9 protein-coding genes and 1 pseudogene are annotated in these 16394 nt (G+C 72.6%); 3 read left to right on the top strand and 7 right to left on the bottom strand.

Going from position 1 to position 16394, the window contains the following annotated elements:
* Positions 1-2: 2 nt before the first annotated feature.
* From ABD254_RS01525 to ABD254_RS01495, 7 genes and pseudogenes are all read right to left on the bottom strand, one after another.
* Positions 3-2120: an acyltransferase family protein gene (locus ABD254_RS01525; protein WP_344244940.1), complete on the bottom strand. Its 2118-nt coding sequence runs from the start codon at positions 2118-2120 to the stop codon at positions 3-5.
* 165 nt (positions 2121-2285) lie between these two features.
* Positions 2286-4841 carry a glycosyltransferase 61 family protein gene (locus tag ABD254_RS01520; RefSeq protein WP_344244938.1) on the bottom strand — a complete coding sequence of 852 codons (2556 nt, stop codon included), beginning with the start codon at positions 4839-4841 and terminating at the stop codon, positions 2286-2288.
* 88 nt (positions 4842-4929) lie between these two features.
* Positions 4930-6773: pseudogene (locus ABD254_RS01515) on the bottom strand (gamma-glutamyltransferase family protein).
* A 56-nt stretch (positions 6774-6829) separates the two neighbouring features.
* The gene (locus ABD254_RS01510; protein ID WP_344244936.1) at positions 6830-7522 is read right to left on the bottom strand and encodes a YoaK family protein; all 693 of its coding nucleotides are present in this window, start codon (positions 7520-7522) and stop codon (positions 6830-6832) included.
* 244 nt (positions 7523-7766) lie between these two features.
* On the bottom strand, positions 7767-8699 hold the full coding sequence (locus ABD254_RS01505; RefSeq protein WP_344244934.1) for a glycine betaine ABC transporter substrate-binding protein: 933 nt from the start codon (positions 8697-8699) through the stop codon (positions 7767-7769).
* A gap of 66 nt (positions 8700-8765) precedes the next feature.
* A complete protein-coding gene (locus ABD254_RS01500; RefSeq protein ID WP_344244932.1) occupies positions 8766-9650 on the bottom strand; it encodes an ABC transporter permease in 885 nt (294 codons plus the stop codon).
* Positions 9647-10960, bottom strand: coding sequence for a quaternary amine ABC transporter ATP-binding protein (locus tag ABD254_RS01495; protein ID WP_344245242.1), 1314 nt, complete (start codon positions 10958-10960; stop codon positions 9647-9649). The genes ABD254_RS01500 and ABD254_RS01495 overlap by 4 nt, the downstream gene beginning before the upstream one ends.
* Positions 10961-11503: 543 nt before the next feature.
* On the opposite strand from ABD254_RS01495, the gene ABD254_RS01490 reads away from it, so the two are divergent.
* From ABD254_RS01490 to ahcY, 3 genes are all read left to right on the top strand, one after another.
* A complete protein-coding gene (locus tag ABD254_RS01490; protein WP_344244929.1) occupies positions 11504-13540 on the top strand; it encodes an Rv1352/Rv1906c domain-containing protein in 2037 nt (678 codons plus the stop codon).
* Between the two features lie 318 nt (positions 13541-13858).
* Positions 13859-14503, top strand: a complete 645-nt coding sequence (locus tag ABD254_RS01485) for a sunset domain-containing protein (protein WP_344244927.1) — start codon at positions 13859-13861, stop codon at positions 14501-14503.
* A 182-nt stretch (positions 14504-14685) separates the two neighbouring features.
* Positions 14686-16257 (top strand): adenosylhomocysteinase, encoded by a 1572-nt coding sequence (ahcY, locus tag ABD254_RS01480; protein ID WP_344244925.1) that lies wholly within the window; start codon positions 14686-14688, stop codon positions 16255-16257.
* Positions 16258-16394: the final 137 nt, after the last annotated feature.

Genomic DNA, 16394 nt, shown 5'->3' with positions numbered 1-16394 from the left:
CGTCAGGAGGGCGCGGGGAGCGCGTCCAGGGCTCGCAGCTCCCGGTAGATGTAGGGCGCCAAGGTCTTGGTGTAGGTGCTGGTCATGTGGCTCCCGTCCCGATAGACGTTGACGCCGCCGATCACGGACGGGCAGGCCTTCTCCCGGCAGTAGTAGTCGGTGAGGTCCATCACCTTCGCCCCCTCGACCGCCTCGGCGGTGTTCGTGAACGTGTCCGGGAACGGGAACGCCTCCTCGCGGGTCACGCTGCAGCTCCCGGCCTGCAGGTCGTCGACCTGCGCGAGGCAGTCCGAGGGGTTGTACCCGTGGATCGGGTTGTCCGGGACGGCGACGATCGGCACGCCCAGGTCGGCCAGCGGCTGCCACGCCGCCCGCATGTGGTCCACCTGCTGCTGCGCGTCCCCGGAGAGGATCTTCTGGTAGCCGGTGGTGACGATCAGGTCGATCTGGTCCGCGTGCTCCACCAGCCACGGCTGCAGCTGCGACTTCCAGGTCTCGCAGGTCTCCGAGCGGATGGGGTCGTCACGGTTGATCGTGCCCGTCGTCCAGGCGCAGCTGGTCTTCAGCTTCGGGGAGAGGACGATCTTTCCCTGCTCGGCCAGGTCGAGGTACGCGGGCAGCATCGCCCTGGCGTGGGAGTCGCCGATCAGGACCACGTGCGGGACCCCGGCGTCGTCGACCGGGCCGAAGGTGCAGTCCTTGAGGTCGTCCTCGGTGAAGTCGGTGAAGCACTCCGGGTGGGGGGACATGTCGTCGCGCGCGGCCTCCGGGGACGGGATCAGCAAGTCGTCCAGGTCGGGGTTGTCGCACGGGTTTGACCGGTCCATGGCGGCCGCGCCGAAGCAGGGCGGCGGGTCGGCCACGATCCGCTCCGCGAGCCCCGCCTGCTCCTGGGCCCGGTGCCCCGCGTAGGCCCAGCCGGTGGCGGCGACGAGGGCGAGGACCACGCCCGACGCGGCCGTGAGGGCCAGGACGCGCCCCGTGTGGTGCAGCTTCCACCGCCGCGCGGTGCGGGCAGGATCCTCGACGAACCGCTTCGAGGCGGCGGCCGCGAGCACCACGGCCACCAGGAGCGCGACGCGTTCCAGCAGGCCGGGTTCGTGCCCGAGCGCGAAGGGGAGGATCACGATCGCCGGCCAGTGCCACAGGTACAGCGAGTACGAGATCTCGCCGGCGTACTGGACGGGCCGCCAGGCCATGAGCGGCGACGGCGCGCCCGGACCCTGCGGCGAGCCCGCCCAGATGACCGCGAGGGTCGCGAGGACCGGCGGGATGGCCGCGGTCCCGGGGAACGGCGTGCCGGCGTCATAGACGAACGCGCACGCCACGATCGTCAGGAGCCCGGCCCACGAGACCGCGGACCGCAGGGGAGCGGAGGGCACCAGGCGGCCGCGTCGCTGCCGAGCCAGCCACAGGGCGAGCAGCGCCCCGGCACCGAACTGCCACGCGCGCGTCGTGGTCACGAAGTAAGCCGACGCCGGGTTCTCGACGGTGAGCCACAGCGAGTACCCGAACGAGGCGAGCGTCGCGGCCCCCAGGGCGACGGCGACGGCGCCGCGCGGCGACCGCTTCACCCGGTGCGCGACCAGGGCGGCCAGCAGGACCAGCACGGGCCACACCAGGTAGAACTGCTCCTCGGCGGACAGCGACCAGTAGTGCTGCACCGCCGACGGTGAGTTGTCCGCCGCGAGGTAGTCCACGGCGTCGGCCGAGAGGACCCAGTTCTCCACGTAGAGCGTCGCGCCGGCGATCTCGCGGAACCACTGCTGCCAGAGCGTGGCGGGCACCAGGGCGACGGTGGCGATCGTCGTCACCACGATGACCAGGTACGCGGCCGGCAGGAGGCGTCGTGCGCGTCGTGCCCAGAAGCGCGCCAGCGCGATCCGTCCGCTCGCGTCGACCTCCCGGAGCAGATGGCCCGTGATGAGGAACCCGGAGATGACGAAGAAGACGTCGACGCCGACGTATCCGCCGGGCATGCGCCCGGGCCAGAAGTGGAAGAGCACCACGACGGCGACCGCCAGCGCGCGCAGGGCCTGGATCTCGAGCCGCAGGGGGCGCCGCTGAGCGGGGGTCGGCCTGTCGGTGCCCTCCCGTTCGGCCACCGGCTGGAGCGTCATGGATGCACCGATCCCAGCGGTACGTCGTGGTGGCGGGGCGAGCACGGGAGCACAGCGGATACCTTCGTCGACCGGGATGAGCGGCTCAATGGTACGGGGAGGGTTGCCCGTGCGTGCGAATCTCGGGCCGTGCCGCCGTGCCGCCGTGCCGCCGTGGCGAGGGGCTCAGGCGGACGTCGGGTCGTCGAGCACCCGTCGCAGGAACGTGCCTTCGCGGTCGTGGTCGAAGGTGAACGGGGTGTGCATCCGCCCGTCGATCCCGGTGCCCGCTCCGTGCGGGACGTCCGCGCGGCACCACGCCATGTGGAGCTCGTGGCCGTTGACGGCGGCGATCATCGCCTCGTTCTGGACGACGTAGGTCTCGGCCGAGACCAGGAAGACCCGCTTGGGCTCCGTCGCGAACGCGAGGTTGAACATCGCGCTGCCGCCGAACCCCGCGACGTCGCGAGCGGAACGGAACAGCCGCACCTGCTCGTCGAGCGGGTAGTCCTCCGGGAACAGGACCTCGAAGCCTCGCTCGGCGAAGAACGACTCGACCTCGCCGGTGTTGTGGCACGCCCGCTTGGCTATCCGACGCGAGCAGAAGATCCGCTCGGGGTAGTCGCGATCGGGTGCCCCCGACGCCAAGGCGTCCCCGGTGCGCCGGTAGACGTCCCGGACTGCGGGGTGGACGTAGTCGGGCTGGGAGAAGCCCGGCGTCGCGGCCACGAGCTTGTCGGGGCGGACCGGCCCGTCGACGAGCACCAGGTCGTCGGGAGCGACGCCTGCGGCCTCCCAGAGCCGACGCTCCCAGCCGAAGAGCTTCGGGTAGGGGTTTCGAGTGTGCACCAGCGCCTTCGCGTCCGGGTAGCGCTCCTTGACCTCGGGCCAGGCCCACATCCTGGAGAGCTGCTCCGTCATGGCATGCCCGAAATGTCCCCGGAACTCGGAGTCCAGGAGGAAGTAGACCCCCTCCAGCCGGGAGGGTCGCACGGGCCTCAGGGCGGCGAAGTCCCGGTCCACGCGGTGCATGAAGTGGTTGCCGAGGACCGGGCGGTTCAGGTGCCGGAAGCTGTCCGGGAGCACGACGCGCCCCTGGGTCACGACCTGGCCGCGCCGCGAGATCGCGTTCTCGTACTCCCGCAGCTGGAGCGGCGGCGCGTCGTACGTGCTCGCGGGCGAGACCGCCTCGTCGCTGGCGCTCTCCACGACCTCGGAGCGCCGCACGACGTGCGCGCCCGGTAGCTCGTGCAGGACACGGCCCGCACGGGGACCCTTCCGGCTGAGGTACGGCGACGCCTCGTCCTCGCGCAGCTTGACCCAGGTGCGACGGCCGTTGATCAGCCACACGTGCTCGCCGTGCACCCCGGCCCGCGCGAGCGTGGGCAGGATCGCCGTCGAGCGCTCGTCCGGAGGCTCCGGGCCGGTCTCCGCAGCGGCGCGCAGGCCTTCCTCGCCCGGGTCCCCCGGCCCTGCTTCGCCCGGGTCCCCCGTCTCTGCTTCGCCGGGTTCCCCCGCCTCGCGCACGAGGGCGTCCACGTCGGCGGCGTGCGCGGCGTCGCCGAGCACGAGCACTCCGCCCTTCCTGACGTGCGGCAGCAGCTCGCGGGCACGGTTCGCGAGACGGTCGGCGCTCGTGGTCACGTCGATGATCGCGTCGAGGGTCCCCGCGGTCGCCAGCGCCAGCCTGACGTCGTCCCGCCCCGGCCTGGGGTCGACCTGGATGATCTTGACCCCCGGGCGCAGCGCCCGGATCTCCTGCGTGAGCGCGGGCCGGCGCCCGCGTGAGACGAGGACGAGCCGCCGCAGCGAGCTCACGCCTGCCTGCTCGGTGGTCGCGACCAACGCCCGGGCGCGCTCCGCCGGAGCAGGTGTCGCGGCAACGGCCTCCGGAACGGTGCCGTCCCGTCGTCCTCGCGCCCCTCGGGCGGCGAGCTGCTCCGCCCGGTCGCGCAGCGCCCGCCGTCGGCGCCGGTACGCGGCGGGCTGGTGCAACGCCTCCTGGAGCTCCGCCAGCCCGCGGTCGCGCCTGCGCCAGGGGCGGTCGCCCCGGTGCAGGAGGCCCCAGACAGGACTTTCGACCAGGGCGCGCGCGTCCCACGCGTCGTCGCGGCGCAGGACCGCGGCGGGCACCTGCTGCGGGTCGTCGTGGACGTGCTCCGCGACGATCTCGTCGTAGTGGTCCTGGAGCACCGTGCTCGACGGATCTGCCCCGAGGACGACGACCACCCCGGTGGGGACGGTGTCCACCGGCAGGACCGTGAGGTCGGGTCGGTACGTGCGCAGGACCTCGGCGAGCCGGAAGACGTCCCCCGTCCACGCGCCCGTGTGGCGGCCCCGGGCCGCCTCTCCGGCGTTCCGCGGCAGCATGTCGTCGAGAACGACGACGCTGGACCACCGGCAGTGCTTCTCCACGTTGATGAAGTCGCGGAGGGCGTACTCGAACAGGTGCATGCCGTCGATGAACGCCAGCTCGACGGGGCCGCCGAGCCAGTCCTTCGGGTCGGTCGTCGCGAAGTAGTCGTCCGAGGTGGTCCTGGCGAGCGCGATCCGGCCGCGGAGCTCCGACGCGATCGTGTAGGCCGGATCGATCCCGACGCTCGGCACCGACGACAGGCCGAGGCTCGCCCCCGTGGACACCCCGACCTCCAGGTAGGTGCGTGGTCTCCTGCGTTCGTGCAGGCGCGCGAGGAACTCGTGCCTGCTCAGACGATCCTCCGCCGGACGCACCCTCTGTGACATGGGTCATATGATCGCGCGGGCAGGTCGGTGTGGGAAGGACGCTCCGACGCGAGTCGGACAGTTCTCGGCCGTGCCCGGGCGGGCGGGGTCAGCGCCCCGCGGCGTACCCCTGCGCCCCGCGGGGGTTGGCCGCGGCGCCGAGGATGCCGGTCGCCGGGTCGCGCGTGACGGCGCTGAGCCGGCCCAGCGCCCAGTCGCCGGCGAGGGTGAGCACGTGCCCGCGCTCAGCGAGCCCGGCCAGGACGTCGGCGCCGAGCCGGTCCTCGACGACGGCGCCGCCCGGGGTCCACGTGCGCGGCCAGAACGACCCGGGCGCGGACGTGGTGTGCAGGGCGGGCGCGTCGATCGCCTCCTGCGGCGTGTAGCCGCCCACGAGCACGCGCAGCAGGAACGCGAGCTGCCACTGGTCCTGCTGGTCGCCGCCGGGCGAGCCGCACGCGAGGACGGGGTCGCCGTCGCGCAGCACGAGCGTGGGCGTGAGCGTCGTGCGCGGCCGCCGGCCCGGCTCCAGCCGCGACGGCGACGCCTCGTCGAGCCACGTCATCTGCAGCCGGGTGCCGAGGCAGAACCCCAGCCCGGGGACGGTGGGCGACGACTGCAGCCAGCCGCCCGACGGCGTCGCCGAGATCATGTTCCCCCACCGGTCGACGACGTCGAGGTGGCAGGTGTCGCCGCGCGTGCGCCCCAGCGCGTCGGTCTCGAGCCCGTCGACGCCCGCGGGGTGGCCGGCACGACGACGGTCGGCTCGCCGACACCGGCGGCGACGCCGCCCGTGGGGGAGCCCGGCAGCGCGGCGGCGGGCACGTCGGTGGCGTACGACGTGCGCAGCGGCGGCACCGGCGGCGCGGCCCGACCCGGGACGCCGCCCGGCCGCACCTCGCTCGACGCGCGCTCGCCGATCAGCGTCCGCCGGCCGGCGGCGTACTCCTCGGACAGCAGGACGTCGAGCGGCACGGCGTCGTCGGCGCCGTCCGGCCCGTCGCCGTACCACGCGTCGCGGTCGGCGAGCACGAGCTTGAGCGTCTCGAGGACCGTGTGGGCGCCGACCTCGGTGGACGGGTCGAGGCGCTCGCCGTCGAGGCCGTCGAGGATGCGCAGCGCCTGCAGCAGGGCGGGTCCCTGCCCCCATGCGGCGGTCTTGGCGACGGTGTACCCGCGGAACCGGATCGTCGTCGCGTCCTCGTACGAGGCCTCGAACGCCGCGACGTCGGCCGCGGACAGCACCCCCGCGTGGTCGCGGCCGTCGGAGTGCCGGTGCGGCGTGCGCACGAACTCCTCGACCGCCTCGCCGACGAGGCCACGCCAGGCGGTGCGCGCGGCGTCGACCGCCCGCGCGCGGGACGCGCCCGCGCCGGCCGCGTCGTCGGCAGCCGCGACCAGGCGCTCCAGGACCGCTGCCAGCTCGGGGTTGGTCACCAGCTCGCCCGGTCGAGGTGCCCGGCCGCCGGGCAGCCAGCGGTCGGCCGACGTGGGCCAGTGCTCGCGGAACAGCCCGGCGACGGCGTCGACCGTGCGGCACACAGCGTCGAGCACGGGGTGCCCGTCGCGCGCGTAGCCGATCGCGGCGGCGAGCACGTCCGCGACGGTCCAGGTGCCGTGGTCGCGCAGCAGCGTCAGCCAGGCGTCGACGGCGCCCGGCACGGCGGCGGCCAGGGCGCCGGAGCCGGGGACCAGGTCGAGGCCCTCGACGTCGCGGTAGTGCGCGATCGTCGCGCCGGCGGGTGCGGGCCCCTGCCCCACGAGCACCCGCGGACGGCCCGGCTCGGTGGCCGTCGCGAAGATCGCGGTCAGGTCCCCGCCGGGCCCGTTGAGGTGCGGCTCGACGACGTGCAGCACGAAGGCGCCCGCCACGGCGGCGTCGAACGCGTTGCCGCCCCGCTCCAGCACCGACTGGGCGCTCGCGCTGGCGAGCCAGTGCGTCGAGGCGACCATGCCGAAGGTGCCGCGCAGGTCGGGGCGCGTGGGGTGGGTGGGCGGGGGAGTGAACGTCACGAGGCTTCCTCCGTGGTGTGTCCGAGGGCGGCGACGGCGAGGGTGAGGACGGCGCTCACCGCCACGCCCCACGCGAGGTGGGCCTGCAGCAGCAGCGCGCCCGCGGCGGCGCCGGCGCAGATGAGGGCGATAGCGCCGAGGCGTCGCCCGGCGTGCTTGCCGGACCCGCCGGCGAGGCGGGAGTCGGCGGCGAGGCCCGTGATGGTCGAGGTGACGACGACGGTCGTGACGTCCTTGACCGACAGGTGCCGCGCAGTCGCGGCCTGCATCCCCATCGCGAGGGCCAGCAGCCCGGTGACGGTGAGCTGCACGGCGGGCGGCAGGTCGTCGTCGCTGGCCGCGAGCAGCACCGTGATCGCGGCCAGCACCAGCCCGACCGCCGCGAGCAGCCCCGTCGTGCGCGCCGTCCAGCCCACGTGGACCGGGCGCAGCACGACCCCCGCGAGCGCCGCCCCGGCCATGAACGTGCCGAGCGCCAGCAGCGGCCCGACGACCGGCAGGTCGTCGCCGCCCGCGAGCGCCATCCCGAGGATCACGACGTTGCCCGTCATGTTGCCGGTGAAGACGCGGTCCAGTCCGAGGTAGCCGACGGCGTCCGCGATCCCCGTCGAGAACGTCAGGACCAGCATGAGGACCAGGTGCAGCCGGTCGCGGTCGCGGCCGAGGGGTCCGAGGTACGAGCGAGGCACCAGGTCACCGTACCGGCGACGACGACCCGCCGGTGGAACGCGGAAGCCCGCTGGTTGAGCTTGTCGAAACCAAGATCTGGGTTTCGACAGGCTCAACCAGCGGGTTTCGACAGGCTCAACCAGCGGGTTTCGACAGGCTCAACCAGCGGGTTTCGACAGGCTCAACCAGCGGGCTTCGACAGGCTCAACCAGCGGGCTTCGACAGGCTCAACCAGCGGGTTTCGACAGGCTCAACCAGCGGCCGTCACTCGGCCGTGTCGCTCGCCGCGGCGCCGCCGGTCACCTGGTCGACGAAGTCGGGGTTCTCCTCGAGCCACGCGTCGACGGCGGCCTCCGGGTCGTCCGCGTACTCCTCGTCGTTGAACATGAGGTTCTCCAGCGAGAACAGCTGCTCGTCGGTGAGCGTGAAGTTCTTCAGCCAGCCCGCGAGCTCCGGGTAGCGGTCGGCGAAGTCCGCGGCGCCCCACATGTGGATTTCCTCGGCCTCGCCGAGCGCGCCCTCCGGGTCCTCGAGGTCGCGGACCGGGAACTCGTCGTAGGCCCAGTGCGGGCGCCACAGCGTGACGGCGACGTTCTCGCCGGCGTCGGTCGCACCCTTGAGCTCGGCGAGCATCGCCGGGGTGGAGGAGATCGAGTAGTCCATGTCCTCCAGGCCGTAGGTCGGGATGACCTCGTCCTGGGTGATCTGGGTCAGGCCGGCCCCGGCCTCGATGCCCACGAGCTTGTTGCCGTACTCGTCGGCCATCTCGGCGAGGTCGCCGATGGTCTGCGCGGGGGAGTCCTCGTTCACCGCGATGGTGAGCTTCGCGTTGTCGTACCAGACGCCGAGGTCGGAGACCTGCTCCCCGTACTCCTTCTTGTACTCGGCGTGCGTGTAGGGCAGCCAGACGTCGAAGGTGACGTCGAAGTCGCCGCCGGCCAGGCCGGTGTAGATGACGCCGACGTCCGCGGTCTGCGACTCGACCTCGTACCCCTTCTCCTCCAGGATCGACATCCACAGGTTCGAGACCGCGATGCCCTCGTCCCAGCCGGACGGGATGCCGATGGAGATCTCCTTCTCGTCCCCGCCGTCGCCGTTCGTGGCCGGTTCCTCCGAGGCACAGGCGGCGAGGGATGCGGTGAGGGCGAGGGTGCCGCCGACGGCGGCGAGACGCTTGGTGCTACGTCCGAAAGTCATGATGTCCTTCCTGAGGTTTCCCCCGCGGCCGGGCGAGCCGTCCGGCCGCGGGACTGGTGAGACGGCTCAGCGGGTCGCCTTGAGCGCCTTCGCGACGGGGGCGCGGTCGGCCAGGGCGGAGGTCACGCGGTCGAGGAAGATGGCGAGGATGACCACGGCGAGGCCGGCCTCGAAGCCGAGGGCGACGTCCACGCGCTGCAGGGCGGCGACGACGTCGTCCCCCAGGCCGCCGGCCCCGACCATGCCGGAGATGACGACCATGGACAGCGCCAGCATGATCACCTGGTTGATGCCCGCCATGATCGTGGGCATCGCCAGCGGGATCTGGATCTGGCGCAGGATGCGCCGGTCGGTGGAGCCGAACGCGCGGCCGGCCTCGACCACCTCCCCGTCGACCTGACGGATGCCGAGCTCGGTGAACCGGACGCCCGGCGCGATCGCGAAGACGACGGTCGCGATGATGCCCGGCACGGGCCCGGTGAGGAAGATGACGACCGTCGGGATGAGGTACACGAAGGCCGGCATCGTCTGCATGAAGTCGAGGATCGGCCGCACCACGCGGGAGACGTGCTCGTTCCGCGCCGCCCAGATCCCCAGCGGGATGCCGAGCAGGAGCGCGACCACCGACGCCACGATCACCAGCGCCAGGGACTCCATGGCGTTGTCCCACTGGTCCATGCCGGCGATGAGCACGAAGCCGAGCAGCGTGCCGACGCCGAGCTTCCACCCGCGCACCCAGAAGGCGAGGGCGGCCAGCACGAGGGCGACGACGAAGAACGGGGGCGTGCTCAGCGCCCATGCGAGGCCGTCGTAGATCGACTCGAAGAACGTCTTGACCGCGTCGAAGAACGGGTCGAACGTGTCGGTCATCCAGTCGATGAAGGTGTCGACCCAGTCGCCGACGTTGATGCGGGGGACGAGGGTCCCGGTGTCCGTGGCGGCGGCGATCATGCCGAGGCTCCTTCGGTCGTCCCGGCGGGTTCGTCGTCGGCCGGCGCGGGGATCCCCGTGCCGGCGTCGGCGGCGGCGTCGCCGTTGTCGGCGGGGACCATCGCCTCCAGCAGGGTCACGCGGGGAACCACGCCGACGAGGCGACCCTCGTCGTCGACCACCGCGAGCGGCACGGCGGACTCGGCCGCGGGCGCGAACAGCTCGGCCAGCGGGGTGTCGCGGTGCACCGCGGTGACGTCGGGGTCGACGACGCCCTCGAGCTTCTCGACGCCCTCCTTGGCGGCACGCACGGCGTCGTCGGCGCGGACCAGGCCCTTGAGGGTGCGCTTGCGGTCCACGACGTAGGCGCCCGACACCTCGGCCTCGCGCATCTCGCGGGCGGCGAGGCGGGGGCCGCCGCTGATCGTCACGGTGACGCGCGGCCGCTGCATGACGGAGGACGCGGTGAGCACGCGGGAGCGGTCGACGTCCGCGACGAACTTCTCGACGTAGTCGTTCGCCGGGTCGGACAGGATCTGCTCGGCGGTACCGATCTGCACGATCCGCCCGTCGCGCATGACCGCGATCCGGTCCCCAAGGTGCATGGCCTCGTTGAGGTCGTGGGTGATGAAGACGATCGTCTTGCCGAGCTTCTCCTGCAGCTCCAGGAGCTGCTCCTGCATCTCGGAGCGGATCAGCGGGTCGAGGGCGCTGAACGCCTCGTCCATCAGCAGCACGTCGGTGTCGGCGGCCAGCGCGCGGGCGAGGCCGACGCGTTGACGCATGCCGCCGGACAGCTGCGACGGCAGCGAGTCCGCCCAGCCGCCGAGGCCGACCAGCTCGAGCGCCTCGCGCGCCTTCTCCTGGCGCTCGCTCCTGCCGATGCCCTGGATCTCCAGCGGGTAGGCGGCGTTGTCGAGCACCGTGCGGTGCGGCAGCAGCGCGAAGTGCTGGAACACCATGCTCACGCGGCTGCGGCGCAGGGCGCGCAGCTGCTTGCCGTCGACCTTGGCGAGGTTGGCGTCCCCGAGGAGGACGTCGCCCGCCGACGGGGCCCACAGGCCGTTGAGCATGCGGATGAGGGTGGACTTGCCGGACCCGGACAGGCCCATGACGACGAAGATCTCGCCGGGCGCGACGTCGAAGCTCGCGTCGATCACCGCGGCGGTGCCGAGGCTCTTGACCTCGTCGCGGGTGGCGCCCGCCTGGAGGCGTCGGACCGCCTCGCCGGGCTTGGGGCCGAAGACCTTGTAGACACCGCGCACCGAGACCGCGGGGGCGACCCCGGAGGGCTCGGCGGGTGTCGTGGTGGTACTGCTGTCTGCCGTCATGCGGGCAGGACTCGCCACCTTCCATCACGTTCGGATGCACCCACGGTTTCTCCGGTCGGCGTCGAGCGCCGGTCACGGGTTGCCGTGCTTCCGGGATCGGGTGGGCACAAGGGCAACAATCACCCTGCAACGGCGAGCGTTGCCGTGGCGAACCGGTCGCCGCGGGTGGTCGTGCCCCGTTCTCCCGCAGCATCCCGGGGATTTCGTGGCGGAAACGGGTCCGATTTGACACGAGCGATCGTTATTCGACCGTGATCTTGAGCGTGACGCGCCTCACGATCTGGGCGTTCGTCAGACGGCCGGCGACTGTCCGGGCGTCGCTGTCGGCCAGAATCGGGTCAACCCATCGTCTGTGTCGGTTCTCGACCGGCCCATGCGCACGTGTGATCGCCTCTCGGCGCCTCCCTGGAGCCCCTCGGGAGCGGGTGAAACCTGCGGCCCGCCATGAACTTTCCCTGAACAACCTCTGTGCGGGGTTTGTGTACCGATATGTTCGGGCAGCGCCGGCGACGTCGCCCGGCGCCCGGACCGAAGGGATGCCCGTTGTCCTCCTCCCACCCCGGCGTCGTACGACGGCGTCGACCTCACGCGTTCCTCACGTGGACCACGACGGTCGCCCTGGCCGTCACGCCGCTCCTGGGTGTCCTGCCCGCGATCGCGGCCGACCCTCCGGCGGTCGGAGCCGAGGTGGTCGCCGCGGCCGGCGTCGTCGGCCCGCCTTCCTCGGCCCTGACGATCTCGGGCGAGCGGGCGGTGGGCGGTGAGCTCACCGTCGACCCCGCGGCTGACGCGTGGACACCGGCGCCGGCCGACAGTCTCGGGCTCTCCTACCAGTGGTACGCCGACGGTGCGGCCCTCGAGGGGCAGGTCGGCACCACGCTCGCGCTGGCACCCGGCCTGCAGGGCGCGACCGTGTCGGTCGTGGTCACCGGCACTGCCGGCGAGGGCGATGCCGCGTCGTCGGCGTCGGTCACCGTCGATGCCGGGACGATCGCCGAGGGCACGCTGACGACGCCACCGCCGGTCATCGTCGCGCCCGTGCGCGTCGGTTCGCCGGCGAGCGTGGACCTCGCCGGGTGGACGCCCGGGACGACGTTCGCCTACTCCTGGCGGGTCGCCGGTTCCGAGGTCGGCACCGGGCGGACGTACGAGCCCACCGCCGACGACCAAGGGATGCCCCTGACCGTCGCGGTGACCGGGACCCTGGACGGGTACGCCGCTGCGACCGTCGAGAGCGACTTCGTGATCATCGACGTGGGGAGCACGACCGGTGGTTCCGTTGCGCTCTCGGGGATCGTGCGGGTCGGTTCCAAGGTGACGGCCTCGCTCGCCGGCTGGCCCTCGGGCACCACCTACTACTACGAGTGGCAGCTCGGGGGGCGCACCTTCCTCCAGACCTGGCAGCGCTCGTTCGTCCCCGAGCCTGCGCACCGCGACAAGGTGCTCACGGTGCGCGTCACGGCCGCCCGACCCGGGTACGAAGAGGTGACGAGGACGAGCACCGGCCGCGTCGTCGCGGCCGGCGTGCTGAGCCCCGCCCGACCGAGGATCTCCGGCGTCACCGAGGGCCGGGTGAAGGTCGGGTCGACGCTACGGGCGAACGCGCGAGCGACCGCCTGGTCGCCGGACCCGACCCGTGTGACCTACCGCTGGACGCTGAACGGCAGGGCGATCGCCGGGGCGACGGCGTCGACCTACACGCCCAAGGCGTCGCAGGTCGGCAAGCGGGTCGCCGTGACCGTCACGGGCACGAGGTCCGGCTACGCGGCCCGGCAGGCGACGAGTGCCTCCGCGGTCGTGTCGCGGGCGTTCGTCCGGGCGCCGCGACCCAAGATCACCGGTACGGTCCGCGTCGGCTCGACCGTCAGCGCCCGCGTCGGCGACTGGCGCCCCGACCCGTCGTTCCGCTTCCAGTGGAAGGCGAACGGCAAGCCAGTCCCCGGCGCGACCGGTCGCAAGCACACGCTGCGCGCCGCCGACAAGGGCAAGCGCATCACGGTCACGGTGACGGCACGCCGCAAGGGATACGTGACGACCACCCGCACGAGCGCCGCGACGGCGAAGGTCATGCTCCCGGCGCCGGTGATCAGCGGCGCGGGCCTGTACCGGGTGGGCCGGGACATCAAGCCCGGGACCTACGTCGCGTACGTAGACGGCAAGTACTGGTGCCAGTGGGAGCGCCGGTCGAACAGCGGCACGGGGGTTCGTGGCCGGCGCGGCTCCGACATCGGGTACGGCCAGCGCATCGTCACCATCAAGTCCTCGGACGAGTACTTCCGTACCGTCGGCTGCGGGTCGTGGCGCAAGTTCTACCCGATCGGCGGGGTTCGCACGAAGACCGCGCCCGACGGCGTCTACGCCGTGAGTACCCAGCTCAAGCCCGGGGTCTACACGACGTCCGGCCCGTCATTCAGCAACCAGGCGTGCTTCTGGGCGCGGCTGAGCTCCTTCGCCGGAACGAAGGGCGGGGGATCGGTCATCGCGAGCGGTGAGCCACGCGGCGCCAAGACCGTGCGTATCCGGAGCACGGACAAGGGGTTCGAGGCCTACGGCTGCGTCTGGCGGCGGATTGGTTCGTGACGGCGTTGGGCCGACGCCGCGAGGCCTCGGCCCCACGCTCAACTGACGATCCGTCGCAGATGAACGTCGCAGCTCGTCGCGGATCGGTCGCCGCGACGAGCTGCTGCGCCCGCCCGTGGTCCGGCGGGCGAACATCACAGCCCGGGAGCGGGTGAAGATCGGCGCAGAACAGGCAGAACGCACGGTTGCCTCTCGCATACTGAGGGTGCGACGTCGCCCGGCGGCCGACAGGCCACCGCGGCGGGGGCGGGCTAGGTCCCGCCGTCGCGCTCCCGCACGTTCTGCCGACGTGGTCGGCCCTCTTCCGTGGAGAAGCCCGTGAAGTCCACCCTGCCCTCGAGGCGCGCCGGTCGCCTCGCCGCGATCGCCGCCGCCGTGACCCTGCTGGCGGCGCCGCTCCTGGCGCCCGCCGCGACCGCCGCCCCGGCCCCCACCGCCGTGTCGACGGCCGTGGCCACGGCGACCAAGCCGGCGGGGTCGGTGACGATCAAGAACATCGGCACGAAGACGGCGCCGTACAAGAAGAAGGTGACCGTCAAGCCGCGGGTCACCAGGTCCGGCCAGGTGGCCGTGAAGTCGAAGACCATCTCCGTCCGGCACGACGGCAAGAAGATCGCGTCGAACGTCAGGCAGGTGAGGCTGAAGGCGGGCACGTACAAGGTGGCGACGAAGGTCCGCTACCGCACGTACACCGTCAAGGCGTCCACCGGTGCCAAGGTCTGGTCCGCGGTCAAGGTGAAGACGAAGGCGCAGAAGCTCGTCGTCCGCCAGGGCAAGCGGCCGTCGCGCACCACGCCGGTCAGCACGTACGACTGCCCGAGCTGGGCGCCCATCAAGGGCAACCAGTCGGGCATCTACCACGTGCCGGGCGGCAACTTCTACGACCAGACCACGCCCGAGGAGTGCTTCACCACCGAGTCGGCCGCCCGCGACGCCGGCTACCGCGCGTCCAGGGCGGGCTGAGCCCGAGGCGTCCCCGACGAGGCCGGCACCCGTTCGGGTGCCGGCCTCGCGTCGTCCTCGCCGCCGTCACGGGTGCCGACTACCCTGGGTGCGGGCCCGCGCCGCGCGGCGGCGCGCCCACCGCGCAGACGGGAGCCCCCAGCGCGCAGACATGACGCCGACAACCCCCTGGGAGGGTCACCGTGTCCACCACCGCTGAGGCACCCACGTCCACGCCCGGCTTCGACGAGGCGCCGGGCCGCTACAAGGTCCGCTCGCTCGCGCTCGCCGAGGCAGGCCGCCACCAGATCCGCCTGGCCGAGCACGAGATGCCCGGCCTCATGGCGCTCCGCGCCGAGTACGGCGACGCCCAGCCGCTGGCCGGCGCCCGCATCGCAGGCTCCCTGCACATGACGGTGCAGACCGCCGTCCTCATCGAGACGCTCGTCGCGCTCGGCGCGCAGGTGCGCTGGGCGAGCTGCAACATCTTCTCCACGCAGGACGAGGCCGCGGCCGCGATCGCCGTCGGGCCGCACGGCACGCCCGACGACCCCCAGGGCGTGCCCGTCTTCGCCTGGAAGGGCGAGAGCCTCGAGGAGTACTGGGACTGCACGGAGCAGATCCTCGTCTGGCCGGCCGGTGCGGACGGGCAGGGCGAGAACGGGCAGGGCGGCCCGAACCTCATCCTCGACGACGGCGGCGACGCCACGATGCTGGTGCACCTGGGGCTGCAGTACGAGCGCGCCGGCGTCGTCCCGCCGGACACGCTGCCCGGCGAGCCGGACCACACGCACGAGATGAACGTCGTGCGCGGGGTGCTGCGCCGGGCGCTGGAGTCAGACCCGCTGCGCTGGACCACCGTCGCGCAGGCGATCGGCGGCGTCACCGAGGAGACCACGACGGGCGTGCACCGTCTCTACCACCTCGCCGAGGCGGGGGAGCTGATCTTCCCGGCGATCAACGTCAACGACTCGGTGACCAAGTCGAAGTTCGACAACAAGTACGGCATCCGGCACTCGCTGCCCGACGGCATCAACCGCGCCACCGACATCCTCATCGGCGGCAAGGTCGCGTTCGTCGCCGGCTACGGCGACGTCGGCAAGGGCGCGGCCGAGGCGTTCCGCGGTCAAGGCGCGCGCGTCATCGTGTCCGAGGTGGACCCGATCTGCGCGCTGCAGGCCGCGATGGACGGCTTTCAGGTCGCGCGGCTCGAGGACGTGATCGGCGAGGCCGACTTCGTCATCACCACGACGGGCAACAAGGACGTGGTGCGCACCTCGCACATGCTCGCGCTCAAGGACAAGGCCGTCGTGGGCAACATCGGCCACTTCGACAACGAGATCGACATGGCCGGCCTCGCCGCCGTGCCGGGCGTGGTCAAGACCGAGATCAAGCCGCAGGTGCACGAGTGGACGCTGCCGGGCGGCGTCGGGCCCGACGGCGTCGAGCGCGCCGAGCGGTCGATCATCGTGCTGTCCGAGGGGCGGCTGCTCAACCTGGGCAACGCGACCGGCCACCCGTCGTTCGTCATGTCGAACTCGTTCGCCAACCAGGTGATCGGCCAGCTCGAGCTGTTCGCGGACATGGCCCGCCCGGCCGACGAGCGGCAGTACGCCCGCCAGGTGTACCGGCTGCCGAAGGTGCTCGACGAGAAGGTCGCGCGCCTGCACCTGGACGCGCTGGGCGTGCGGCTCACCGAGCTGAGCAAGGAGCAGGCCGAGTACCTCGGCGTCCCCGTCGAGGGCCCGTTCAAGCCGGAGCACTACCGCTACTGATATGAACCCCCGGTCGAGCCCGACGAGACCCCCGCCGGTCTCGCCGGGCGCGACCGGCCGTCGCGGGGGACGTCCCCCGCCCCGGGTCGGTGGCTGGCCCCGTTCCTCCGCGACGGCGGGGCCGCCAGGCTGGGAGC

The organism is Isoptericola hypogeus (genome assembly GCF_039531145.1).
Taxonomy (GTDB): domain Bacteria; phylum Actinomycetota; class Actinomycetes; order Actinomycetales; family Cellulomonadaceae; genus Isoptericola; species Isoptericola hypogeus.
Note: the sequence above shows the minus strand (reverse complement) of the source record. Positions and strands in the feature narration are given on the sequence as shown.

Coding starts and splice junctions, on each gene's coding strand:
- ABD254_RS01525 (WP_344244940.1), bottom strand. CDS start 2,120: ATGACGCTCCAGCCGGTGGCCGAACGGGAGGGCACCGACAGGCCGACC.
- ABD254_RS01520 (WP_344244938.1), bottom strand. CDS start 4,841: ATGTCACAGAGGGTGCGTCCGGCGGAGGATCGTCTGAGCAGGCACGAG.
- ABD254_RS01505 (WP_344244934.1), bottom strand. CDS start 8,699: ATGACTTTCGGACGTAGCACCAAGCGTCTCGCCGCCGTCGGCGGCACC.
- ABD254_RS01500 (WP_344244932.1), bottom strand. CDS start 9,650: ATGATCGCCGCCGCCACGGACACCGGGACCCTCGTCCCCCGCATCAAC.
- ABD254_RS01495 (WP_344245242.1), bottom strand. CDS start 10,960: ATGACGGCAGACAGCAGTACCACCACGACACCCGCCGAGCCCTCCGGG.